A 23,421-nucleotide genomic window follows, 5' to 3' on the forward strand; every position below is an offset into this window, starting at 1 on the left:
GTTGACTGCCGGCTACGTTAGGCATTCGCGCCCGGATGGGACAGGGCAGCCACAAAGACCTCGATATCGCCTATGCCGTCGCCGTTCAGTCGTTCACCAGGGAGTCCAGCAGGGGGCCGGCCGGGACGATGCCGGTCGGGTTCAGCCACGGGTGCGTACGGAAATAGTGGTTCTTGATCTGCCCGAAGTCGGTGGTCTCCCGGAACGCGGGCATCCGGTACAGGTCCCGGAAGTACACGCGCAACCGTGGGTAGTCCGCGATCCGGCGCAGGTTCGCCTTGAAGTGGGTGAAGTAGACCGCGTCGAAGCGGGCCAGCGTGACGTAGAACCGGATGTCGGGCTCGGTGAGCCGGTCCCCGAACAGGTACCGGCGGTCGGCCAGCCGTTCCTCGAGCTGGTCGAGCGCCTCGAACAACCGGCTGACCTCCCGCTCGTACTCCGCCTGGTTCCGGGCGAAGCCGCACCGGTACGGGCCGTCGTGCACCCGGGTGAAGAGGAACTCGTGGAACTCGTCGATCTCGGCGCGCGACTCCTCCGGATAGAGGTCGATCTCGTTGGTGGCGAACTTGTCGAACGCGGTGGCCAGGTCGGTGCTCAGGGTCCGGTAGTCGTTGCAGACGATCCGGCCGGTGACGCGGTCCCAGAGGGCGGGCACCGAGACGTGGCTGTCGTAGTCGGGATCGGTCGCCTGGTACGCCTCGGAGAGGAAGGCGAAGCCGTTCACCTCGTCCAGCCCGTGTCCCTGGCCTTCGCGGAACGCCCACCCGCGACCGTCGCGCAGCGGGTCGGCGACCGAGATGGTGACCGCGTCCCGCAGGCCCTTCAGGTGCAGCACGATCGTGGAGCGCTGGGAGAACGGGCACGGCGCGGCCACGTACAGGTGATAGCGCCCGGGCTCGGCCGGGTAGCCGCTGGAACCGTCGGCGGTGATCCGCCCGCGGAACGCCGGATCGGTGCGTTGCAGCACCTCACCGGCCCGGTTCTTGGGCAGGTAGGGTCCGAACTCGTCGAAGTCAGCCGGCGATGCGGCACGTGGGCTGACAGTCATGGGTGGATACCTCCTGGGGGAACGGTAGCTGCGGGGGAGACGGCGGGTGGCGGCGGATTCCGGCGCCCGGGGGCGGCGGCGACCAGCGCCACGGTGTAGGGATGTGACGGCTTCTCCAGTGTCTCGGCGGCCGGGCCCTCCTCGACGGTACGGCCGTGCCGTAGCACCAGTACCCGGTCCGCCACCTGTCGGACCGCGCCGAGGTCGTGCGAGATGAACAGGCAGCCGAGTCCCAGTTCGGCCTGTACGTCGACGATCAGCTGGAGAATCTGGGCCTGCACGGCGGCGTCGAGCGCCGAGGCCGGCTCGTCGCAGATCAACAGATCCGGCCGGACCACGAAGGCCCGGGCCAGGACGACCCGCTGGCACTCGCCGCCGGACAGCTCCCGTGGTCGCCGGCGCAGCAGCGTGACGGGCAGGTGCACGAGGTCGGCGGCCTCGCGGACCCGCGCCGCGCGCTCCGACCGGCCGGTCAACCGTAGCGCGCGTACCGGTTCGGCGATCGCGTCACCGGCTCTCATCTGTGGATCCAGGGCCGCGTACGGATCCTGGAACACCAGTTGCGCGCGGCGCCGGAAGGCGCGCATGCCGGCACCGCGGAGCCCGGCCAGGTCCGCGCCGTCGAACAGCACCCGGCCGGCGGTGGGCGTGGTGAGCCGCAGCGCGAGCGCGGCCAGTGTGGACTTGCCGGCGCCGGACTCACCCACCACACCCAGGGTCTCGCCACGGTGGACGACCGCGCTGACGCCGTCGAGGGCCGGCACCGGCTCGTCGGCCCGGTGGGCCGGCGGGTAGATCCGGCTCACCCGGTCCAGCCGCAGCAGCTCAGCGGGCCGGCCACGCTTCTCCTGGCGCCCCTGCGCGCGGGCCGGCGGCAAGGCCGCCGACCCCGGTCGCAGCCGCGCGGTACGCAGGTGGGGCGCCGCCGCCATCAGGGACCGGGTGACCGGATGCTCGCCGGCGGAGGCCAGCCGCCGGATCGGGCCGGCTTCCACGGTCCGGCCGGCGGCCATCACGACACCCCACTCGGCGCGCTCGATCGCCAGACCGACGTCGTGGGTCACCAGAATCAGGGTCCGCCCGGTGCCGGTGGTGACGGCGGCGAGGTCATCCAGAACGCCGGCCTGCGCGACCACGTCGACGGCGCTTGTCGGCTCGTCCGCCAGGATGAGTTCGGGTTCGGCGGCCAGGGCCGCGGCGGCGAGGGCACGCTGGCGCATACCCCCGGAGAGCTCGTGCGGGTAGCGTGCCGCCACGCTTTCCGGGTCGGGCAGCCCGGCGGACCGCAGCAGGCCGATGGCCCGGCGACCGGCCTCCGCCCGCCCGGCCAGACCGTGGATCAGCAGCGCCTCGGCGACCTGCACGCCGATGGGCAGGACCGGGTTGAGCGCGACCGCCGGGTCCTGCGGGATGGTGCCGATCCGCCGGCCGCGCAGCCGGCGCCGGGTTGCCTCGTCCATCCGGTGCAGGGCGAGACCGTCGAACCAGATCTCGCCGCCGGTCCGCGCTTCCGGGGGCAGCAGGCCGGTGATGGCGGCCACCAGGGTGCTCTTGCCGGACCCGGACGGACCCAGGACGGCCACGGTGGTGCCGGCCGGCGCGTCGAGATCCACGCTGGTCAGGATCTCCGCGCCGGCGGCGGGGTACGACACGGTGAGGCCGCGGATCCGCAGCAGGGGCTCCGCCGTCATTGCACCGCCAGCCGATCCTGGGCCGCGCGGCCGAGCGCCGTGGTGGCGAGCACGGTGATGGCCACGGCCACGCCCGGGAAGGTGCTTAGCCACCAGGCTTCCGCCAGGTTGGCCCGGCCGGCCGCGGCGAGCATGCCCCAGTCGGCCGCCGGCGGGCGGGGACCGAAGCCCAGGAAGCTGAGCGAGGACGACTCCAGCATGGCGACACCGAAGCCGAGCACGGCCAGCGACAGTGCCGGCCCGCCGATGTTGGGCAACACGTGGCGCAGGAGCAGCCCGGCGGGCCGCACCCCGCTCACCGTCGCCGCCATGACGTACGGGCGGGTACGCACGCGCAGGACGTCGCCCCGGACGAGGCGGGCGAACGTGGCGATGTTGGAGACGCCCACCGCGATCGCCAGCCGGGTGGGTGAGCTGCCGAGCACCGCGATCGCGCCGAGGGCGAGCAGCAACGCCGGGAAGGCGAGCATGATGTCGACGAAGCGCATCAGCACCGCGTCGACGGCGCCGTCGAACAGGCCGGCCACCAGCCCGACGAGCGTGCCGGCCACCAGGGCGAGGAGGGTGGCGGCGGCGCCGACCAGCACGGACAGGCGGCTGCCGTGGATGATCCGGCTCAGCAGGTCCCGGCCGAGCTCGTCGGTGCCGAGCAGATGACCGTGCCCGGGAGGCAGCAGTGCCGCGTCGGGCGCCACCGCGTCCGGCGGATGCGGGGCCAGCAGGTCCGGCATCACCACGCAGGCCAGCACCGTCAGCAGGACCAGGCCGGAACCGATCAGTGTGGCCGGCGGCATTCGCCGCCGGGGGGCGTCGGGGCGGCGCTGCAACGCCGCCAGCAGCGTCATCGCCACACCGCCGTCGAGACGACCCGGGGATCGAGGTACGTGTAGAGCACGTCGACCAGCAGACTGATCAGGATCATCGTGACACCGAGGAACGCGGCGATGCCCTGGAGCACCGGGTAGTCGTGGTGCTGGAGCGCGTTGACGATCAATCGGCCCAGCCCCGGCCGCCCGAAGATGGTCTCCGCGACGACGGCGCCGCCGAGCAGACTGCCCACCGTGGTTCCGGTCAGGGTGACCACCGGTACCGCGGTGTTGCGCAGCATGTGCCGTAACAGCACGCGGGTCCGGGTGGCGCCTTTGGCGCGCGCCATGAGCACGTACGACTCGCGCTCCGCGGTGCGCAGACCGGAACCGAGCACGTGGGCGATGACGCCGGCCAGCGGCAGCGCCAGCGTCACGGCCGGCAGGATGGTGGCGCGCGGTCCGGTACTGCCCAGGGCCGGAACCAGGCCGAGGTGGAACGAGAAGATCTGCAGCAGCAGCGTCGCCACCCAGTAGGCCGGCAGCGACATCGCCAGCACGGGCAGTCGCGACAGCACCGCCCGCAGCACGCGCGACCCGGTCAGCTGGCCGAGCACGGCGCCGCCGGCACCCAGGAGCAGGCCGAGGAGCAGTGCGGTGCCGGCCAGGGCCAGGCTCGGCCCGGCCGCCTCGGCGATCAGCGCGGTGACCGGCTCACCGGTCTGCAGGGACTGGCCGAGATCGCCCCGGAACAGCGCCGCCAGGAACGCCAGGTACTGATCCGGCAGCGGACGGTCCAGACGCAGCTCCTGGCGCAGGGCCGCCTCCCGCTCCGGATCGACGAAGGCGCCGCCGGTGCCCAGCATGATCTGCACCGGATCGCCGGGGATCAGGTGCACGATGCCGAACGCCACGGTCACCACCCCGAGCAGTACCGGCACCGCGGCGTACAGCCGGCGCCGCAACATCCGCCACCGGATCCCGGACCGGTCACCCGGCCGGGGCCGCCTCATCTACCGATCCACCCAGGTGTCGTAGAACTGCGGCAACCCTTGCGCGTCGAATGCGATCCCGCGCACCGCCTTGTTCACCGCCAGCAGGTACGTCGGGTTGTAGACCGGAATGGCCAGGGCCTGCTCGGCGATCCGTTGCTGTGCCCGGTGGTAGCTGTCCTCCCGGACGGCGGGTTCGGTGGTCGCCGCGCCGGCCGCCAGAGCGTCGGCGAGGGTGCCGTCCGGGATGATCGGCGGACGGCCTCCGGCCGAGGACTGCAGCACGGTACGCAGCACGTCCGCGTCGGCGCGCAGGAAGCTGATGTCGCTCATCTCCCAGTCCCCGCGGCTCTGACTCGCGATCACGTCGCCGACCGGCGCCGGGTCGAGCAGCACCTCCACGCCGACCGCCCGCAGCTGCTGCTGCACGAGCTGGGCGAGCAGGTCCCGCTGTTCCCGGGCCGGTGACACGTAGCTCCACCGCAGCGACAGCCGTTTCCCGGCCCGGGAGCGGATGCCGTCGGCACCGACCGGCCAGCCGGCCGCGTCGAGCATGCGGGCCGCCTCGGTGGCCGTGGGTTGCGTCGACGTCGCCAGGTACCCCGGTGTGGTCGGCGTCAGCACGCTGCCGGCCCGGGTGTATCGGTCCTGGTAGAGGGTTTTCACGATCTGCGCCGTGTCGATCGCCCGGCTCACCGCCCGGCGCAGCGCGACGTCGTCCCACGGCTCCTTGACGCTGTTGACGAACAGGCTGTAAGCGATGCCGGCCTGCTCACGCCGGTGTACCGGGAATCCCTCCCGCTCGAGCGCGACGGCGTCCCGCGGTGCCACGGCGCCGGCCGCGTCGATCTGGCCGCTGCGCAGGCTGCCGCTGCGTACTCCGTTGTCCGAGGCGATCGTGACAACCACCTTCTCCAGGAAGGCGTCGCCCTGGTGCGCGGCGAACCGGGGAGCCCACCGGTAGCCGGCGCGGCGCGCGAGCGCGATTCGTTGCTGCGGGACGTACTCGGCCACGGTGAACGGTCCACTACCGACAATCGTGCGGCAGGTGGCCTGCGGTCCCGCCGCGAACGACGCCGGCGCCTGCAGGCCCAGGAACGCGGTGGACGCCGCCTGGAGGAATCCCGCGTTGGGCCGGCTGAACCGCACGACCACGGTCCGGTCGCCGGACACCGTGGTGCCGGTGTAACCGGCCAGCATCCCGGCCGCCAGCAGGGACTTGGTGGCCGGGTCGGCGATCCGGTCGAAGTTCGCCTTGACCGCGGCCGGGGCGACCGGTGACCCGTCGCTGAAGGTGACGCCGGTGCGCAGCGTGAACGTGTATGCGGTGGCGCGCGGGTCCACCGTCCACGACTCGGCCAGCCACGGGACCAGGGCGCCGTTCCCGGGATCCTGAGCCACCAGCGAGTCGACGACGCCGCGGCCGGTGAGCAGGGCGGCGGCGGCCGGCGACTGATGCGGGTCGAGGCAGCCCGGATCGCTGTCGGTGGCGAGCGTGAGCGTGCCGCCGGGACGTGGCGTGGCGGAGCCGCCACTCGGCTCCGACGGTGCCGAACACCCGGCGAGGATCAGTGCGGCGACGGCCGGTATGGCGAGCGCGCGTACCGGACGACGGATGCCGAGTCTCACGATGTCTTCCTCCCGGTGGCGGGGTCGCGGGGGAGACGCTGGGGCATCGCCTCCGGGGGAAAGGGTGGGGGTGGGGGCGGCGAATCGGTGGTGGTCAGCACCTTGCCGACGATGCGGGGCGCCAGCAGCCGGCCGGCCGGTGCGTCCAGGGTGAAGGACTGGAGCAGCGCCTTCGTGACCGCGGGCCGGTGCACCGCGGCCCGGCCCAGCCGGTTCGTGTACCACCGCTGCAGACGCTCAACCGGCCCGGGTCGCGTGTCGGTGAGGTAGCGGGCGTCCTGACCCGAGGCGATGGCCCAGGCGTCGTCGGCGCACCCCGCCACCGCGCGTTGGAGGCGGCGGGTCAGGTCCGGCGCGGATCCGTGGCGGGCCATCATCTCCCGCACCACGTTCGCGGAGCGGGCGGCCACTGACATGCCGTGCCCGTACGCCGGGTTGTAGGAGCGTGCCGCGTCGCCGAGCACCACGAAACCCTCCGGGCCACGGCGCAGCCCTTCGAAGTGGCGCCACCGGTTGGCCAGCTTGCGGAATCCGCGTATCGGGCCGATCGGGGTGGCCTGTGCCAGCGCCTCCGCCAGGACGGGGTGCCGCAGGCTCGCCACGAAGGCGTCGAAGCCGGGCTCGTCGGTCGGCGGGTTCTGGCCCCGTACGCCGGAGAGGCTGAGCAGCCAGCGGTCGTCCTCGACGGGCAGCAGCACACCACCGCGGCCGGAGCCGTCCGGGTCGGCCTGTAGATAGATCGCTCCGAGCCGGCGCCACGCGTCCGGCAGCCGCAGGGTGCGGGTGGCGTACCCGACGCCGGCGTCCACGACCGTGGTGGCCACCGGGGCCGTACCCAGTTCGGCGAGCCAGGCGATCGCGGCCGAGGTGGCACCGGTCGCGTCGAAGACCATTGTGGCCGGCTCGTCGCGGAAGGCGCCGGTGGTGCGGTCCCGCAGCCGGGCGCCGGTGACCCGGGTCGCGTCGCCCATCAGCCCCGCCACCTCCGTCCCGGTCAGCAGTTCGATCCGGCCGCCGGCGAGCAGCCGTTCCCGGACTACCGTATCGATGAGTGACCGGGTGCCGCTAAGCAGGAACTGAATCTCCGGGATGGCGGGCAGCCAGCCGTGCGGGCTCAGGGTGTGCACCTGAGCCGGCATGCTGAGACGGTGCGCCCCGCTGTCGCACAGGGCCTGTGTCGTGCCCGGCAGCAGTGCGTCGATCCAGCGGGCGCCGGAGCCGAGGAGCAGGTGCGCGTGGCCGGCCTGCGGCAGGCCGGCCCGGCGGTCGGTGCCCGCACCGGTCAGGTGGTCGCGTTCGACAAGGGTCACCCGGTCGAAGAACGGTGTCAGGGCGGCAGCGGTCAGGCTGCCCGCCATGCCGGCGCCGAGTACCAGGGCGCGCCGGCCGGTCAGATCTTCCGCCATGGTGATGCGCCCTCCGCTCGGAAGCGCCGGTAGAGCAGGACGATGTAGACGATGTCGAGGACCACCTCCGCGGCGATCATCTGGTGCACCAGCCAGCGGTTCGGATAGAAGATGATCAAGCCGATGGCGCCGGACACGTCCACGACCGTCTTGAGGATGGCGATGTACATGGTCTGGCCCGCCGTGGATCCACGGGTCAGGAGCATCTTGATGAACATCGCCTCCATGAAGACGACGACGAACACCGTGGTGTAGACACCCAGCCGGTCGTCGAACTCACGCGTGGCGAGCGGCATGAAGGTGAGGGCGAACAGGCTCCAGCCGGCGATCAGCCAGCCGTACCCCCGGCCGGACACCGTGGGGAAGTCCCGGCGGCCGTACTTCACGGCCAGGAAGAGGATCACCAGGTTGAGCGGGATCCAGAAGTACAGCGTGATCCGCATCTGCGGGTAGATCGGGTAGATGAAGGCGTAGGTGATCTCCCACGCGACGTTGGCGCAGACCGCGAGCACCGGGATGGCCGGCACCTTCTCCTTGATCTCGAGGCGCAGCATCATGATGTAGACGGCGAAGGTGCAGATGCCCACGATCGCGAACGCGACGGTCGGTACCAGCGCGTCGGCGTGCTGGCGGGGATCCATCACCGGGGGCAGCTCGGCCGCCAGGGTCATCGGAGTCACGTGCGGGACACCTCGGGCATCGGCCGGGCGCGGTCCGCGAAGTGCTCGCCGAGCCGCTGCCATAGGAACAGGACGGTGTAGAACAGCAGCGGCACGAGTCCGCCGAGGACGGCCGCGGTGAACCCGTACCGGGCCGCTGCCGCGGCCAGCAGGGCGGCCGGCACCAGATAGCCGGTGGCGGCGGCGTGCACCGTCGCGCTGCGCGCGATGCGGTTCGCCTGCACCGGGTCGTCGGCTGACGGCGGGTCGTGCAGCAGCTTGCGGCACAGCATGGCGGCCATCGGCGCGGTCCCGAGCAGTGCGATGCCCGCGATGAGAGGTACGGTCCCGGTCACCGTCACCACGACGAGACACAGGTAGGCGGCCAGTTGCAGTCCGGTGAACAGCCAGGCCGCGCGCCGCGGACCGAGCGTGTTCGGCAGGGTCAGTTTGCCCACCGAGCGGTCCGAGTCCCCGTCACAGAAGTTCATCACCATCATCCGGGCGGTCATCACCAGGAACAGGAAGCCGGTGACGGCGAGCAGCAGCGGCGGCAGGGTGCCGATCTGCAGCAGGCACGCGAGCGCGGGGCACAGAACGGTCAGCACGGCCGCGGTCGTCACCTCGCCGGCCGCGCGATAGTTGAGCCGGATCGGCGGTGCCGTGTAGAACCAGGCCAGCGCGACGATGACCACACAGACGAGCCGGGTGGTCAGCGTCGGCATGAACGCGATCTGCGCGATCGAGACGAACAGCAGCACGAAGGACGCGGCCAGGCTGACCCCGGCCGGCAGCAACCCCTGCGCGAGCACCTGACTGCCACCGGTCCAGGCGGTCGGGCCGGTGTGCGCGCTGTCCGCCTCCAGGTCGAAGTACTCGTTGCAGTACTGGGTCATCAGGTGCGTGGTGGACACGAACGCCTGCGCCACCAGCCAGGGCCCGATCAGGAAGGGATGTCCCAGGTAGACCACCACGGCGATACCGCAGGTCACGGTCAGGACGCTCTCCAGCAGGAACTTCGGCCGGCCGAGGCGTACCAGCAGGACGAAGTCGCGGGCCAGGCTCATCGATTCGTCCAGGGCTGGTCCGGTTGGTAGAGCCGGGCGTCCGTGTCCTGCTCGAAGGGCGCCCCGGCCGGCAGGTTGATCAGCTCCAGGTGCATGCCCCAGGGCGTGGTGAAGTAGACCCAGCGGTCACCGGCGATCGGGCCGTCCTCGATGGTCTCCGGCTTGCCGAGGATCCGTACCCCGGGCTGCTCCTGCAGGTAGGCCACCGCCCGGTCCACGTCGTCCACATGGATGGCGAGGTGGTGACCGCCCCAGTCGCTGTTGCGCGGCAACGTCTGCCGCTGGTCCGGGGAGTCGTACTCGAACAGCTCGAGATTGGTGACCGGCCCCAGCCGCAGCATCGCGATGCGGGCCACCGCCTCCGGGTGCACGCCCAGCTTGCGTGTCATCCAGTCACCGCCGTCCGGGTCGTCCACCCGGTCCAGCTGATAGACCAGCTCAGCGCCGATCACGTCGACGAAGAAGCGGACCGCCTGAGCGAGGTCGGGCACGGTGTAGGCGACGTGGTGCACGGCGCGTGCGCCGGGGATGCCGATCGGGTCGCGTGTATCAGAGGACATTCGCGTACTCCTGGTTGGGAATGGCGCTCATCAGGGTCAGTCCGCCGTCGATCGTCAGGGCGGCTCCGGTGATGTAGCCGGCGTCGGGGTGGAGCAGGTGGGCCACGAGAGCGGCCACTTCCCGGGCCCGTCCGGGCCGCCCCGCCGGGATCGCCGGCCGGTCGATCCCGGCCGCGTCGACGTCGTCGGGTACGCCGTTCATCGGCGTCGCGGTCTCGCCGGGGCTGACCGCGTTCACGCTGATGCCATGCCCGGCCAGCTCCAGCGCCATCACCCGGGTCAGCTGCAGGAGCCCGCCCTTCGCGGCGCAATACGCCGAGCCGCCCCGGATCGGCACGGCGTCGTGCACGGACGTGACGTTGACGATGCGGCCACCGCGGCCCTGCGCCACCATCGCCCGCGCGGCGGCCTGGGCGCAGGCGAACGGTCCGGTGAGGTCGACCGTCAGCAGCTCGGTCCAGCCGTCGAGCGTCTCGTCGAGGAAGTTCGACCGGCGGTTCACCGCGGCGTTGTTGACGAAGGCGTCCAGGCCGCCGAGCTGCTCGGCGGCCTGGCTCACGGCGGCTGCGGCCGCGGCTGGCTCGCGTTGGTCCAGCGGGAACGGGATCGCCCGGCGCCCGGCCGCCTGGACCAGCGCGGCGACCTCCTCGGCGGAGGCTTTGTTGATCCGGTAGCCCACGCCGACGTCGAAGCCCTGTTCGGCCAGGTACACGGCGGTGGCCTTGCCGATGCCGGAGCTGGCCCCGGTCACGATCGCGACCCGGCTGGTCATGCGCGCACCTCGTATCCCGCGTCGTCGAGGCTCGCCGCCCCGAGGTAGCCGTAGATGGTCCGGGTGGTCACGCCCGGGTCGGTTCGGTATCCGTGCCATTCCCCGGCCGGGATCAGGACCGCGTCGCCCGGGCCGAGCCGGACCGGGCCGCTCTCGGTGAGGTGTTCGCCGCCGCCCTCGACGACCATGAAGAACTCCTCCGCTGAGGCGTGCCGGTGCAGTTCGTGCCGCCCGTCGGGAGCGAACGTCGAGGTGGCCACGACGAGTGCGGTGCTGCCCGAGGTCGCCGCGCAGACGAGCCACCGCACCCGCATGTCGGCGAAGCCGCCGCCGGTGTCGAGCACCTCCGACGAGGCCTGGTCGAGACGGCCGGGAACCGCGTCCGGTGCCGGCTGTGCCGCGGCCCGGGCCTGGACGACGAGCGCCCGCGCGCCGTCCGCACCGGCCACGAGGCCGGCGCGAACACCCGGCGGTACGAACCGGGTGGCGCCGGTACCGAGTCCGGACAGGTCGCCCGCCAGGACGACGACGGCCGATTCCGTTCCCTCGCCGGCCTCCGTGACCGCCTCGCCGGGCGCCAGTGAGAGAAGGTCCACCCGGCCGTGGCGACCGGTCAGCCGCTCGATGCGGTGGTCCACTCGGGCCGGCCGGTTCATTCCGCTCCGCCCGGTTGCCCGGTGAGGTCCAGGACGACCTTCGGCCGGGCGCCCCGGTCTCCGGCGAGCACCTCGAAGGCCTCGGCGCACCGGTCCACCGGTACCGCCGCGGCGAGCAGCCCCGCACCGTCGAGAACGCCGTCGGCGAACAGCTGGACGACGTCCGGGTAGTGGTCGATGCCGTGCTGGATGCCGAGTACCGACAGGCCGCGCAGGGCCACGTCGGCCGGGGTCACGGCCACCGGCTCGTAGGCCACCCCGACGACGGCCACCCGGCCGCCGGGCTCGGTGAGCTCCAGGGCGTGCGGGAACGCCTTCGGGGCGCCGGATGCCTCGATCACCAGGGAGAACCCGGGGACGGCGGCATCGGCGGGCACGGCCTGTGCACCGTATCGTTCCGCGGCGGCCAGCCCGGCCGGTTCCACTCCGACGGCGGTGACCGCCGCGGTCACGCGCCGGGCCAGCTGCACCGCGAGCAGCCCGATCGTGCCGGTGCCGAGCACCGCCACCCGGTCGGCCGGCCCGGCCGAGGTCCGGGCCAGGGCCTCGGCGACGGTGACCGCGGGCTCGATGAGCGTCGCCCACGGCTGGGCCATGTGAGCCGGGATCCGGTGCAGGGCGTGCTGGGGGACCCGGATGTACTGGGCCGCGGCGCCCAGCTGCTCGTAGAGGCCGACCTCGCGCATCCGCCGGCACTGTTGCCGGCGGCCGCGGGCACAGCTGACGCATCCGCCGCAGGGGATCATCGTCTGCCCGGCGACCGGGTCACCCGGCGAGAGGTCGCGCACGTCGGCGCCGGTGGCGACCACCTCGCCCCACCACTCGTGGCCGAAGACGTGCGGGAAGTGGGCCTGGCCGGACCGCAGATAGCCGGAGGTGCCCTCGAAGAGCTCCAGGTCCGTGCCGCAGAGCCCGACGTAGTGCGGGCGCACGAGGACTTCACCGGGCACCGGCGGTGGCACGGGAAGCGTGATCTCCGCCAGGCGGCGCACTCCCACCAGCGCGGTCGCCGTCATCGACCCGGCCGGCCAGCCGTCCGCGACCGGCCGGGACTTCGGTTGCCGTGTGTCAGTCATATGACCGGCCTCCTTGCCGGCAGCCGCCCGGCGGTCTCACGGCTCACTACCGCGACCCGGAGCAGCTTCAGCGGTCCGGCGAGGACGGTCAGGGTCGGCCGGTCCCCGGCGGGCACCAGGACGACGTCGCCGGAGGTCAGTTCGCCGGCGTCTCCGCCCAGCGCGGCGCGTCCCTCGCAGATCACCCAGGCGGTCTCGTGCCCGTCCGCTTCGACGAGTTCGAGGTGGTCGCCGGTGGCCAGCCGAAGATGGTCGATCGCCTGGCACTCGCTGTGCAGCATCCCGCGCCGGGTCAGGCAGCGTACGAGCCGCCGGTGCCCCGGATCCGCGGTCAGTCCGGACGGGGCGTCACCGGTGGTGACGATCATGCCGGGTTCCCTTCGGTCACCAGTAGTTCCAGCACGTAAAGTTCGAGACCGTCCGGTCCCGCGGTGAGGGTCGCGCCGGCACCCAGCGGCAGGGTCAGCGACACCTCGGGCGCGAGTTCGGCGGAGGCCGAGCCGGAGGTCGCGGTGCCGGAGCCGTCGATGACGAAGTAGGTGAGCTCGCGACCGTCGGCGGCCACGGTGTCGGCCTGCCCCGGTGCGAGTCGCTGCCGGGCGATCCGGCGCAGTGGGCCGGTCAGCACGGACCGGGGATCGATCTCGCCCGGTTCGCCCAGATGGAACACCTTGGCTGCGGTCATCGCCTCGTTCCTCTCCGATCGCCCGGCCGGCCCGCGCCCGAACACGGCGGCCGTGGCGGGACCCAGCAGTTCCACCACCAGCCAGCTCAGCGGCTCCGGGCCGGTGTTGAGCAGCCCGTGCCGCGTGCCGAGCCCGGTGAGCACCACGTCGCCGGGTCCGACCGGGGTGTGGTGGCCATTCAGGATGATCTCGCCGTGCCCGGACAGCAGGATGTACACCTCTTCGGTCCGGGTGTGCAGGTGTTCGCCGCTGAGCCCGCCCGGTGGCAGGCGGGCCCACTCGACCGCCTCCCAGGCTCCGGTCAGCTCGGGGCCGCGGACGAAGCACTTCCACCAGGACACGCCCGCGGCGCCGTGGACACCGTGGACCTCGGCCGGCGCCGCCGTATCAGCGATGATCATGTCGGTACCGCCTCTCGACGCCGGTGCCGCAGCGCGCTGCGCAGTTCCTCGTCGGACACGTCGTTGAGGAAGGTCGCCGCGCCGATGCCGACCGGTACGGGCAGCCGCTGACGGCCGTCCCGATGCCGGACCGTGTCCGTCATCGCCCGCCGGAGCAGATCCCCGTCGAGCAGGTGATGGTCGGTCGGCAGGGCGAGCCGGTGCAGCAACTCCAGAATCCGGCGCCCGGCCTTGTCGTCCAGCACCCCACGACTGGCCGCCACCGTGGTGAACAGGGCGATGTCGATGGCGACCGTCTCGCCGTGCAGCAGTTCGCCGTCGGCGCGCATCTCGAGCGCCGGTCCCACCGAGTGACCGAAGTCGACGAGGCGGTCCAGTTCGCGTTCCCACAGGTTCGGTTCGAGTTCGGCGAGCATGCCCTGCACCGAGCGGTGCAGCACCTGCCGCGCCACCCGCTCGCCGGTGGGGGAGGAACCCTGGAACCTCTCCTCGATCAATAGCTCGCCGTGCTCTTCCAACAGCTCGAAGAGCCGCTCGTCGCGTACCACGGCCAGCTTGACGATCTCGGCCATGCCGTTGCGCAGGTGCCGCTCGTCGAGCGAGGCGAGGAACCGGCGGTCCAGCAGTACGCCGGCCGGCTGCTGGAAGCTGCCCAGGCGGTTCTTGTGAGCGCCGTGGTTGATGCCGGTCTTGGCGCCGATCGCCGCGTCCACCTGGCCGAGCAGGGTGGTCGGGACCCGGACGTGCGGCACGCCCCGCCGGTACATCGACGTGGCGACGCCGACCAGATCGAGCAGCACTCCGCCGCCGAACGAGATGACCGGCTCGCGGCGCCGGTCTAGGCCAAACCGGTCGAACTCCGCGATCACGGTGAGCACGGTCTCCATCACCTTGTGCTGTTCACCAGGTGGGAGCACTACATATTGACATTCCAGGCCGTGCCACTCGAAATATTCTCGGATTCTCGTTCCGTAAAGCGCGTTCACGGATTCATCGAGCACCGCGATTCGTCGTCTGGAACGCGTTTCCGTGCGGTTTCCGCACGTCGCGAGTTCCGGACTGGCCCGGTCGAGAATGTCGTCGCTGAACGTAACTTCGTAGTCGGCGAGTGCTTGTGCGCTGACGCGGTAGGTCTCAAGTCCTATCATCTGTTCCAAGCTTCGCTGTCGCGGCGGCCGCCGGTGGGCGGGCGCGTCTGACGAGGGATCATCGGCCCTGTTCGGCTTGTCCGGGCGGGAGTGAAGCGAGGGATGTCCGCTTTGCCCGGTGGGTCGAACGCCTGTCGTTACGGGTAGGCGTCGGAGCGTGATGGCTGCTCAGCGTGGACAGAGTGCGCTGGTGCGCTCCGGAAGACTCCGAAAAGTGACATGCCGAAGTGGCTGTCTATTCAACCAGGTCATTTCTCGTTACCCCGTGGTAGATCGGGCCCGCGTCGGGCGACCAAGTCATTCGAGTCAATCTCGTCGCTCGGCAGGCTAATTGTTCCGGGGCGGCCTTGGCAACAGCGCACACGCCATTGCGGGCCGCCCGGCATGGCGGGCGGCCCGGCGTGCTGCGGGCTGAAGTCGCTTTAGGAAGCGCTCAACTGGTGGTATTCGATTTTTGAAACGGTGGCGGTGGAGCGGCAAGTGTCACTTAACGGACTCTCGATGCCCTTACTGTGATCTGGATCACATCGAAGAGCGCTCCAGATCGGGTTCGTCAGTACGTACGCCGCACGACAAAGTCACACAACGTCAGGAGGGCGTCACGTGCCGCGCAGTCCGGTACGCTCGCCAGGCTGCTCTCCGCCGCGGCCGCGTGCCGCCGGAGATCGTCGTACGTCCGCTCCAGCGCCGGCGACGAGCGCAGCAGCGTCAGGGCCTCGTGGCGCAGATCCGGATCGGTCACGGCGCCCGCGTCGAGGATCTCGCCGAGCCGCTCGGCGTACTTGTCCCCGGCGGACAGAGCGCGCAAGATCGGCAGTGTCCGCACCCCGGTCTGGAGATCGATGCCACGGGTCTTCCCGAAGTCCGCCGTGTCCGCGACGATGTCCAGCAGGTCGTCGGAGATCTGGAAGGCCACGCCGAGCGCTTCGCCGTAGCCGGCCAGGCCCTCGGCGGCCTTCTCGCTGGTGTCGCCACACACGGCGCCGGCCCAGGCGGCGAAGGCGAACAGTGCCGCGGACTTGTCCGAAGCCACCCGCAGGTACTGCTCCACGGCGCTCTCGCCGGGACGAGGCGTGGAACCCTCGGTGGCCTGTCCCCGCACCAGCCGGGTCAGCGTCCAGCCCTGCCGGCGTACGAAATCGGTGCTGATCTCGAGCCCCGTGGTGGCGGCGATACCCAGGAGGTGGTTGCCGATCAGCACGGCCAGCCGGTTTCCCCACAGCTTGTTCGCGCTCGGCACGCCGTGACGGAGCGTGGCGCAATCCATCACGTCGTCGTGGTGCAGGGTGGCCACGTGCACCAGTTCCACGGCGATGGCGGCGCAGACGACCCGCTTGTGGTCCGGACGGCCGGTCTGTGCGGCAAGGGCGACCAGAAGGGGTCGCATGCGCTTCCCGCCGGCTCTGATCAGGTGGCCGGCCGCCTGGTTCAGCCAAGGATCGGAGGTGGCACTGATGCGCCGGCGCATCTCGGTCTCGACCTCGGCCATGACGGTGCGCAGCGTCGAGGTCAGGGACGGGTCGAAGGACTCGACGCAGGCACGCACGTCGAACTTCCCGATCTTCGCCGCGGTGAGGGGCGCGGTCGAGGGGCTCATCCGGCGGCCCGCAGGTGTTCGACGGGCGCGCTGCGGTCCGGCCGGCCGGTCAACTCCTTGATCCCGTCCAGGAGAGCCAGGACGGCTCGCGCTGAGGGAAGCACCATGGCGCCCTCCGGGGTCAGCAGGGCGCCGTCCGGGTGCCGGAAGAACAGTCGCGTGCCGAGCTGCTGTTCCAGGCACTTGATCTGGTAGCTGATCGCGGGTTGTGAATAGCCGAGCGAAGTGGCGGCGTGGTCCATGCGGCCGGCCTCGACTATCGCTACGAACGCTCGTAATTCCCGCTCGTGCATCGAGTGAGTCCCCCCGTCGTGTCGGTGTACGTGCGCCAACCCGGCTGTGCCTGTGTCGGTTGATCGGCAACTGCCGTGCGGTCAACGTCCCGGTCGAGCTTCGGCCATGGCACTGATCAGACCGCTATCGCGCCGCTATCGCGTGCTGGTCCGGCAGGACAGCTCCCGGTTCAGCGCCGCCCGAGCTGGGCTGGCGGCCGCTGCGCCCGGGGACTGTACCGTGACCGCCGCGTCCCGGCAGTCCGAACGACGGCGCGGTGTGCCTGTGCCGGCGAACCGACTGCCGCCGACCTGCCTGAGCTGCGGTGCCCCGCTTCAGCGGGACACGCGGGGAAACGTCACAACACGTAGATGAAACTGCCGGATGGCCGGATGTCCACTGCGTATTAAAAATTCGAATATGATCCGGTGAGCTATCCATCGCCGTAGTGGACGCAGGAGCCGGCCGCCGGTGGGTAGGATCATGGAATCGATCGTCCACATTCGAGACGCGCCGATAAACGGGGATTGTTCGAGTTTCATGGACTTGACTTTTGGAGTTCTTGGTCCACTGGAGATACGTGCCGGCGGCGAATTGATCACCGTCAAGGCACCGAAGCAGCGTGCGCTCGTCGCCTCGCTGGTTCTCCGCGCGGGCCGGAACTCGTCGCTGGCCGAGCTCTACGCCGCACTCTGGGGGGACGAGCAACCCGCCGATCCGAAGGCGGCCGTGCACAACTACGTGCGTCGCTTGCGCCGACTGCTGGGCGAGGACGCGATCGAGACCACGTCCAGCGGCTATCGGTTGGCGATCGACCCCCAGCAGGTGGACCTGCACCGGTTCCGCGCGCTGGTCGCCGAGGCGCGGCTGCACCGCCGTGCCGAGGACCCGGCGGCGGAGTCGGAAACGCTGCGGCAGGCGCTGGCTCTGTGGCGGGGTGCCCCGCTGGCCGACGTTCACTCCGACTACCTGCAGCGCTACGAGCTCAGCGGTCTCACCGAGGAGCGGCTCGCCGCCGTTGAGCGGCGGATCGACGCCGACCTGCGGAACGGAGCACACACCCAGGTGATCAGTGAGCTCCGAAAGCTCACCGGCGAGTATCCGCTGCACGAGGGCTTCTGGTCCCAGCTGATCGTGGCCCTCTATCGCGACGGCCGTAACGCGGACGCGCTGGCGACCTATCACCACGCCCGGGGAGTGCTCGCCGAGGAGACCGGTATCGATCCCGGTGACGAGTTGCAGCAGCTGTACCAGCGGGTATTGGATCGCGACCCGACGCTGGCGGTGCCGACATCAACGGAGTCGGTGCCGCCGCCCCCGCCGGTCGCTGCCCCGAGCCGGGTGGTGGCGCCGTCCCAGTTGCCCTCCGACGTGGCCGACTTCGTCGGGCGGCGGCACCTGGTGTCCGGGATGACCGAGCTGCTCGTCCCCGACCGTGAGGCCGCCTCTCCGCCGATCGTGGTGCTGTCGGGGATGCCGGCGGTCGGCAAGACCGCACTGGCGGTGCACGTCGCGCACGAGGTGCGCGAGCACTTCCCGGACGGGCAGCTCTTCGCTGACCTGCGCGGCTTCGGGATTGGCCCGGCCATGAAGCCGGGCGAGCTGCTGCCCCGCTTCCTGCGTGGCCTCGGCGCGGCCACCGACACCATCCCGCTCGACCTCGACGAGCAGGTCATGCTCTACCGCTCCCTGCTCGTCGACAAGCGGGTGCTGATCGTGCTGGACAACGCCCGCAACCCGGAGCAGGTACGCCCGCTGCTCCCGGCGACCAGCCGCTGCGCGGTCCTGATCACCAGCCGGTCGCAGCTGCAGGGGCTGATCGCCATGCAGGGCGGCCGGCCGTTCACCCTGGAACCGCTCAGCGAGCACGCGGCCGAGGAACTGGTCGGCCGGCTGATCGGTGCGGACCGGGTGGCGGCCGAGCCGGGTGCGGTCCGCCGCCTGGCCCAGCTCTGCGGAAATCTGCCGCTCGCTCTCCGGATCGCCGGTGCGATGCTGGCCAGCCGCGCCTACGAGCCCATCGCCGATTACGTGTCTGAGCTCGAGGGCGACGACCGGCTCTCGGTCTTCTCGCTGGATGACGATCAGCAGAGCGCGGTGCGGGCCACGTTCGAGCACTCGTACCGCGCTCTCTCCACTGAGCAGCAGCGATGGTTTCGGCTGCTCTCGCTGATCCCGGGGCCGACCTTCACGGCACCCGTGGCCGCCGCGCTGCTGGACGCTCCGGGCCAGGCCGCCGCGATGCTCGCCAGCCTGGTCGCGGCCAACCTGGTCGAGGCCGGTGACGCGCGATACCGGGTGCACGACCTGTTGCGGGCCTATGCCGCTCAGCTCTGCGAGTCGGAGGAGCCGGAGACGGAGCAGGAGTCCGCGGCCCGTCGTGTTCTCGACTACTACGCGCACGCGACCACTGCCGCCTCCCACGTCATCGAGCCGCACCGTCCGTCCCCGACGTTGCCGCCGAGCACCACCGTTGTTCCGCCACCGCAGTTCGTCGACCGTGCACAGGCGATCACCTGGCTCGACGACGAGCGGGACAACCTGCACGCCGCGGTCGCGTACGCGGCCAACTCGGGGCCGCTCGCGTCGGCCTGGCAGCTCGGCGACGCGATGACCTCGCCGCTGGCGCTGACCGAGCGGTACACCGAGTGGATCGCCGTTACCCGGCTCGGCCTCAAGGCGGCGATCCGCGCGGCTGATGAACAGGGTGAGGCCATCATGCGGCTCAGCCTGGGGCACGCGTACATCACCGCGGGGCGGCAACAGCTCGGCATCGACCATTTGAGACGTGCCGCGACGCTCTATCAGCAGATGGGTGACCGGCAGTATCAGGTGGTGTGCGAGAACGCGCTCGGCATGGCCGCGCTGTGGCTGGGGCAGCTCGACGTCGCGGTGCGCAGCTTCGAACGGATCCGGGAGCTGAACACCTCGCCCAGTTCTCCCTTCTACGAGGTGGGAGCGGCGCACGGGCTGGGCATCGCGTACCGATACCAGGGTGATCTCGCCCGGAGCGCACAAATGCTCACGGCCGCGGCCGAGACCGACACCCAGGTCGGTCCCGAGTACTCCTCGGCCGGGATCCACCTGGAACTCGCCTGCACACATCGCGAGCAGGGCCGGTCCAGCGAGGCTCTGAAAGAGTTGGTGAGCACGATCGCGCAGTTCCGCCGCATCGGCTCCCGGCTCGGTGAGTGCCGAACCGCGGTGGTCATCGCCGGCACACATCTCGACCTCGGCAACGCCGAGCTCGCCCAGCGGTTCGCCGAGGAGGCGCTCGAGCTGGCCCGCATGATCAACCATCGTCGTACTGAGGCGGAGGCGCTCAACGCCCTCGGGGCCAGCCTGCTGGCGCGGGGCGACGCCTCGGACGCGCGCCGTTGTTTCACGCAGGCCCGGTCGCTGGCTGCGGAGATGGGCTATCTCAACGGTGAGATCGAGGCGTTGCAGCAGTTGGCCGCGGCCGAACGCGAACTCGGCGTCCTGTCGGCGGCCCGCAAGTGCGTGACCGAAGCCCTCACCCGGATCGAGCGGAGTGGCTTCGGCCTGCATCGCGGAACCGTCCTGCTGCGGCGAGCCGCGATCGAGCTGGACGAGGGTACTGCCGAGGCCGCCGAGCGCACCTGCGTAGAGGCGATCACGGTCTTCGACCGAGTCGGTCAGGCGCTCGGACGCACCGCGGCGGAGGCACTGCGGAACCGGATCCACGACGGCGACTGGGTGCGCCGCGCCGGGCACGGGCTCTGATCCTATTGTGGCCGGGAGCGAGCCAGGGCGACGCGCCGGCGGTAGTCGGCGGCCACGGTTATGACCAGCGGACCCCAGGCGACCAGCGGGACGTAGTAGCGCAGCACGTCCCAGCCTGGGGTTTCGCGTGCCGGCTCGTCGCGGCCGATCCCGACCCAGCCGCTCTCCACGAAGTGGAACGCCTGGTTCAAGAAGTAGTACACGCAGATGGCGACAAACAACGAGCCGCCGGTCAACGCGACCGCCACCACCGGGCGAGGCGGGATCGGGCGGCCACCGAGCCGGGGCACCCAGTGCGGAACTCGCTGGCCCCAACGATGCACCAACCCGAGCGTTGCCAGTCCCAGCGCCATCGACAGGGCGGACAGGAGAGCCGGATACCAGCCGGGGGCGGACAGTCGCCAGAGAGCCGACGGTAGGACGCAGAGCGGGACGGCGTACGCGGCACCGACGGCCCACCGTGAAGGCGGGTCCGCCAGGGCACGCCCGGCAACGAAGGTACTCATGACTGTTCCACTTCCGGATCCGCCGGTGACCGGGTTGCCAGGGCATAGCCGGCGGTCGTGACGCCCAGGGCCACTCCCCAGCCGAGGAACACCAGCAGCGTCGCGGTCACCGCCCATCCCTCCCGTAGCTCCGGCCAGCTCGACTCCCCCGTGAGCAACCGCCCGCCCAGCACCGCGGTGCTGAGCGCGCCGTACATGACCAGGGCCATCGCCACCACACCGGCCGGGACCACGGCCAGCAGCCGGGGAACCCCCCGGCCGGCCAGGCCCGGCACCCACCGCGGGAACTGCTGTCCCCAGCGCTGCACCAGCCCGAGACAGAGCAGGCCGGCGAGCGGCGGGACGAAGGTGATCGCCACGCCGGTCGCTACCGCGAGATCCTGGTGAATCTCGTCGAGCTGCTGCTGGGAGATGCCGAACGGCACATCGAGCAGCCAAAGCCCGTGCGGCACGGCCCAGCCGACCACCGGCAGCGCGACGGCCACGTACGCCCAGCGGCGGGTCCATCGAGGCACCGGCCGGTAGCCGGGAGCCGCGGATCCGGTCCGTGGACCGGTCGCGTTCGCGAGTCCGGCGAACAGGACGCCACCGACCACCAGCGCGAGCCGGGCGCCGAGGTCACGCCAGTCCGACGGGCGTCCGGCGAGCGCCGCCGGGACTTCGAAGAGCAGATGCAGCGGGAACGCGGCGATCACCAGCAGCGCGGCGGCGGTCCAAGCACCGGCGGCCGCTGAGCGGCCGGGAACGCGCAGCGCGTATATGACCAGGACCGTCAGGATGGCGCCGACGCCCACCGCGCCCCATCCCGGCCAGAACGGCAACGCCTCGACGCGGTCCGCGCCGCATCCCCCGGCCGGATCGGTCAGGTCGGTCCGGTCGCAGGCGGTGTACCCCCATCGGCCACCGGCGATCCAGTAGATCCGGAGAGTAACCTCGGCGACGAGAAACGCCAGGCAAGCCAGCGCCCACCGTCCAGACCGCCCTCGCGTGACGACGATTGGCATGCGCGGATTCTGCGACGAGTCTCCTGTGGATCGTCTGAGCCGCTCACAGCCGGCCCACAGCAAACGCGCAACCTTGACCACCGCGACCGCCTTCGCGACCTTCATGGCGAGGTCTGCTTGCCGGTCCCGCTCCTTCGGGGTACGCGTGACCGGCGTCCCGCCGAAGCCGCCGCGTGCCCGCTCTCCCGGCGCGAGCCGGGCTTTCCGTTCCGGCCCCAGCGCGGCCGCCGGGAAACACCAGTCCGTCGCGCTGCGGGCGTGGTTGCTCGCCAGGCGACCGGGCTGCCTGGCCGGACCGCAGCACCTGCCCCAGGCGGCGGGACCGCGATTGCCGCCGTGACCGTCAGGTGATGCTGTTTCCCGGGCGGTCGCGCTGGGGCGGTGAGGGAAGCTGGGCTTGCGCCGGTAGAGCGGGGACGGGCCGGCTTCGGCGGGACGACCGGTTACGCGTACCCCGAAGAAGCGGAACCGGCAAGAGGGCGTTGACCCACCGCCGCTGCCTAACTAGTGCCTCGTCTTTGAACGTTGGCCGTGTAATCCGTCGGTTCTGAAGCTGCTTCGGGCAGGCTGTCCCTCTCGCTGTTGGGTGTGGGAGGTGATGCCGGGTGGGACGACGCCCGGAAGTGTTCGTGCGGGCGCTGTCGATGGCTGAGGGCCAGCGGCTGCAGAAGATCACGCGGACCGCGAAGAACCCGGTCAAGCTGCGCCGGGCGATCGTGGTGCTGATGTCCGGTCAGGGCCAGTCGGCGCCGGACATCGCATACCTGCTGAAGGCCACCGAGGACTACGTCCGCGACGTGATCCACGCGTTCAACGAGCGGGGGTTCGACGCGCTGGACCCAAAATGGAGAGGGGGCACACCGAACAAGATCAGTGAGCAGACCCGCGACTGGATCTGCGTGATCGCCCGGTGTGACCCCCGATTCCTCGGCCGGCCGTTCTCCACCTGGTCGCTATCCAAGCTGCGTGACTACCTGATCAACGCCGGCCTGGTCACCACGATCAGCGTCGAGACCGTCCGGCGCATCCTGCACGAACGCGGCCTCACCTGGCAGACGTCGAAGACCTGGAAGGCCAGCAACGACCCCGACTTCACGTCGAAGATGCGAGCGGTCCTCGACCTCTACGACCATCCGCCCGCTGGCGGCAGGGTCGTCTGCGTCGATGAGTTCGGACCGCTGAACCTGCAGCCACGACCGGGCAAAGCCTGGAAATCGCAGGGCAAGCCGGTCCGGCTGCGGGCGACCTATCACCGTGATCACGGTGTTCGGCACATGATCGCCAGCCTCGACCTGGCCACCGGGAAGATCCACTACCGGATCCGGGACCGGAAACGCTCCACCGAGTTTCTCGACTTCCTCAAGAGTCTGCGACGCCGCTGGCCAGGACAGACGCTACATCTGATCTTGGACAACTTCTCCCCGCACAAGCACCCGAGTGTCCGGGCCTGGTGCCAGAACAACCAGGTCGAGCTGGTCTTCCTGCCGACCTACAGTTCCTGGCTGAACTGGATCGAAGCCGAGTTCGCTGCCCTGCGCTACTTCGCCCTCAACGGCACCGACCACCGCTCACATGCCGAGCAGGACGCCGCGATCGGTGACTACATCCGATGGCACAACCAGCGAGCCCGCCCGAAAACCGGATACGCGACCGAGTCCAAGATCCGCCACCCGGATTACCCGTTCAAGGCCGCATGACGA

At 70.9% G+C, this 23,421-nt stretch carries 21 protein-coding genes; 2 read left to right on the forward strand and 19 right to left on the reverse strand.

Annotation, left to right across the window (positions count from 1 at the left end):
• Nucleotides 1-85: 85 nt before the first annotated feature.
• The 17 genes from I4J89_RS33295 to I4J89_RS50105 all read right to left on the reverse strand — a co-directional run bounded on the left by I4J89_RS33295 (nt 86) and on the right by I4J89_RS50105 (nt 16,487).
• On the reverse strand, nt 86-1,048 hold the full coding sequence (locus I4J89_RS33295) for a glutathione S-transferase family protein (protein ID WP_196418116.1): 963 nt from the start codon (nt 1,046-1,048) through the stop codon (nt 86-88).
• A complete protein-coding gene (locus tag I4J89_RS33300; protein WP_196418117.1) occupies nt 1,045-2,739 on the reverse strand; it encodes an ABC transporter ATP-binding protein in 1,695 nt (564 codons plus the stop codon). The genes I4J89_RS33295 and I4J89_RS33300 overlap by 4 nt, the downstream gene beginning before the upstream one ends.
• Nucleotides 2,736-3,584, reverse strand: a complete 849-nt coding sequence (locus tag I4J89_RS33305) for an ABC transporter permease (protein ID WP_196418118.1) — start codon at nt 3,582-3,584, stop codon at nt 2,736-2,738. The genes I4J89_RS33300 and I4J89_RS33305 overlap by 4 nt, the downstream gene beginning before the upstream one ends.
• Nucleotides 3,581-4,558, reverse strand: a complete 978-nt coding sequence (locus tag I4J89_RS33310; RefSeq protein WP_196418119.1) for an ABC transporter permease — start codon at nt 4,556-4,558, stop codon at nt 3,581-3,583. Before I4J89_RS33310 ends, I4J89_RS33305 begins: the two co-directional genes overlap by 4 nt.
• Nucleotides 4,559-6,166: an ABC transporter substrate-binding protein gene (locus I4J89_RS33315; protein WP_196418120.1), complete on the reverse strand. Its 1,608-nt coding sequence runs from the start codon at nt 6,164-6,166 to the stop codon at nt 4,559-4,561. It abuts the gene before it with no gap.
• Nucleotides 6,163-7,572 (reverse strand): FAD-dependent oxidoreductase, encoded by a 1,410-nt coding sequence (locus I4J89_RS33320; protein ID WP_196418121.1) that lies wholly within the window; start codon nt 7,570-7,572, stop codon nt 6,163-6,165. Before I4J89_RS33320 ends, I4J89_RS33315 begins: the two co-directional genes overlap by 4 nt.
• Entirely contained in the window at nt 7,557-8,243 is a 687-nt protein-coding gene (locus I4J89_RS33325; protein ID WP_444876224.1) for a transmembrane-type terpene cyclase, read from the reverse strand. Before I4J89_RS33325 ends, I4J89_RS33320 begins: the two co-directional genes overlap by 16 nt.
• Nucleotides 8,244-8,248: 5 nt before the next feature.
• The gene (locus tag I4J89_RS33330; protein WP_196418123.1) at nt 8,249-9,298 is read right to left on the reverse strand and encodes a prenyltransferase; all 1,050 of its coding nucleotides are present in this window, start codon (nt 9,296-9,298) and stop codon (nt 8,249-8,251) included.
• Nucleotides 9,295-9,858, reverse strand: a complete 564-nt coding sequence (locus I4J89_RS33335) for a VOC family protein (protein ID WP_196418124.1) — start codon at nt 9,856-9,858, stop codon at nt 9,295-9,297. The genes I4J89_RS33330 and I4J89_RS33335 overlap by 4 nt, the downstream gene beginning before the upstream one ends.
• A complete protein-coding gene (locus I4J89_RS33340) occupies nt 9,848-10,630 on the reverse strand; it encodes an SDR family oxidoreductase (RefSeq protein ID WP_196418125.1) in 783 nt (260 codons plus the stop codon). Before I4J89_RS33340 ends, I4J89_RS33335 begins: the two co-directional genes overlap by 11 nt.
• Nucleotides 10,627-11,286 carry a cupin domain-containing protein gene (locus tag I4J89_RS33345; RefSeq protein WP_196418126.1) on the reverse strand — a complete coding sequence of 220 codons (660 nt, stop codon included), beginning with the start codon at nt 11,284-11,286 and terminating at the stop codon, nt 10,627-10,629. The genes I4J89_RS33340 and I4J89_RS33345 overlap by 4 nt, the downstream gene beginning before the upstream one ends.
• Nucleotides 11,283-12,362 (reverse strand): zinc-dependent alcohol dehydrogenase, encoded by a 1,080-nt coding sequence (locus I4J89_RS33350; protein ID WP_196418127.1) that lies wholly within the window; start codon nt 12,360-12,362, stop codon nt 11,283-11,285. The genes I4J89_RS33345 and I4J89_RS33350 overlap by 4 nt, the downstream gene beginning before the upstream one ends.
• Nucleotides 12,359-12,730 (reverse strand): cupin domain-containing protein, encoded by a 372-nt coding sequence (locus I4J89_RS33355; RefSeq protein WP_196418128.1) that lies wholly within the window; start codon nt 12,728-12,730, stop codon nt 12,359-12,361. Before I4J89_RS33355 ends, I4J89_RS33350 begins: the two co-directional genes overlap by 4 nt.
• Complete coding sequence (locus I4J89_RS33360; RefSeq protein ID WP_196418129.1) at nt 12,727-13,449, reverse strand: cupin domain-containing protein; 723 nt, start codon at nt 13,447-13,449, stop codon at nt 12,727-12,729. The genes I4J89_RS33355 and I4J89_RS33360 overlap by 4 nt, the downstream gene beginning before the upstream one ends.
• Nucleotides 13,446-14,597 carry a sedoheptulose 7-phosphate cyclase gene (locus tag I4J89_RS33365; protein ID WP_196418130.1) on the reverse strand — a complete coding sequence of 384 codons (1,152 nt, stop codon included), beginning with the start codon at nt 14,595-14,597 and terminating at the stop codon, nt 13,446-13,448. The genes I4J89_RS33360 and I4J89_RS33365 overlap by 4 nt, the downstream gene beginning before the upstream one ends.
• A 553-nt stretch (nt 14,598-15,150) precedes the next feature.
• Complete coding sequence (locus I4J89_RS33370) at nt 15,151-16,194, reverse strand: polyprenyl synthetase family protein (protein WP_196418131.1); 1,044 nt, start codon at nt 16,192-16,194, stop codon at nt 15,151-15,153.
• Nucleotides 16,191-16,487: a LysR family transcriptional regulator gene (locus I4J89_RS50105; protein ID WP_196418132.1), complete on the reverse strand. Its 297-nt coding sequence runs from the start codon at nt 16,485-16,487 to the stop codon at nt 16,191-16,193. The genes I4J89_RS33370 and I4J89_RS50105 overlap by 4 nt, the downstream gene beginning before the upstream one ends.
• A gap of 520 nt (nt 16,488-17,007) precedes the next feature.
• Here I4J89_RS50105 and I4J89_RS33380 point away from each other — a divergent pair.
• On the forward strand, nt 17,008-20,211 hold the full coding sequence (locus I4J89_RS33380; RefSeq protein WP_196418133.1) for an AfsR/SARP family transcriptional regulator: 3,204 nt from the start codon (nt 17,008-17,010) through the stop codon (nt 20,209-20,211).
• Between the two features lie 2 nt (nt 20,212-20,213).
• Here I4J89_RS33380 and I4J89_RS33385 read toward each other — a convergent pair whose 3' ends face one another.
• A complete protein-coding gene (locus I4J89_RS33385) occupies nt 20,214-20,717 on the reverse strand; it encodes a hypothetical protein (protein WP_196418134.1) in 504 nt (167 codons plus the stop codon).
• Nucleotides 20,714-21,721, reverse strand: coding sequence for a hypothetical protein (locus I4J89_RS33390; RefSeq protein ID WP_196418135.1), 1,008 nt, complete (start codon nt 21,719-21,721; stop codon nt 20,714-20,716). The genes I4J89_RS33385 and I4J89_RS33390 overlap by 4 nt, the downstream gene beginning before the upstream one ends.
• Nucleotides 21,722-22,326: 605 nt before the next feature.
• Here I4J89_RS33390 and I4J89_RS33395 point away from each other — a divergent pair.
• Nucleotides 22,327-23,418 carry an IS630 family transposase gene (locus tag I4J89_RS33395; RefSeq protein ID WP_309238574.1) on the forward strand — a complete coding sequence of 364 codons (1,092 nt, stop codon included), beginning with the start codon at nt 22,327-22,329 and terminating at the stop codon, nt 23,416-23,418.
• Nucleotides 23,419-23,421: the final 3 nt, after the last annotated feature.

The organism is Actinoplanes aureus, assembly GCF_015704865.1.
Lineage (GTDB): Bacteria > Actinomycetota > Actinomycetes > Mycobacteriales > Micromonosporaceae > Actinoplanes > Actinoplanes aureus.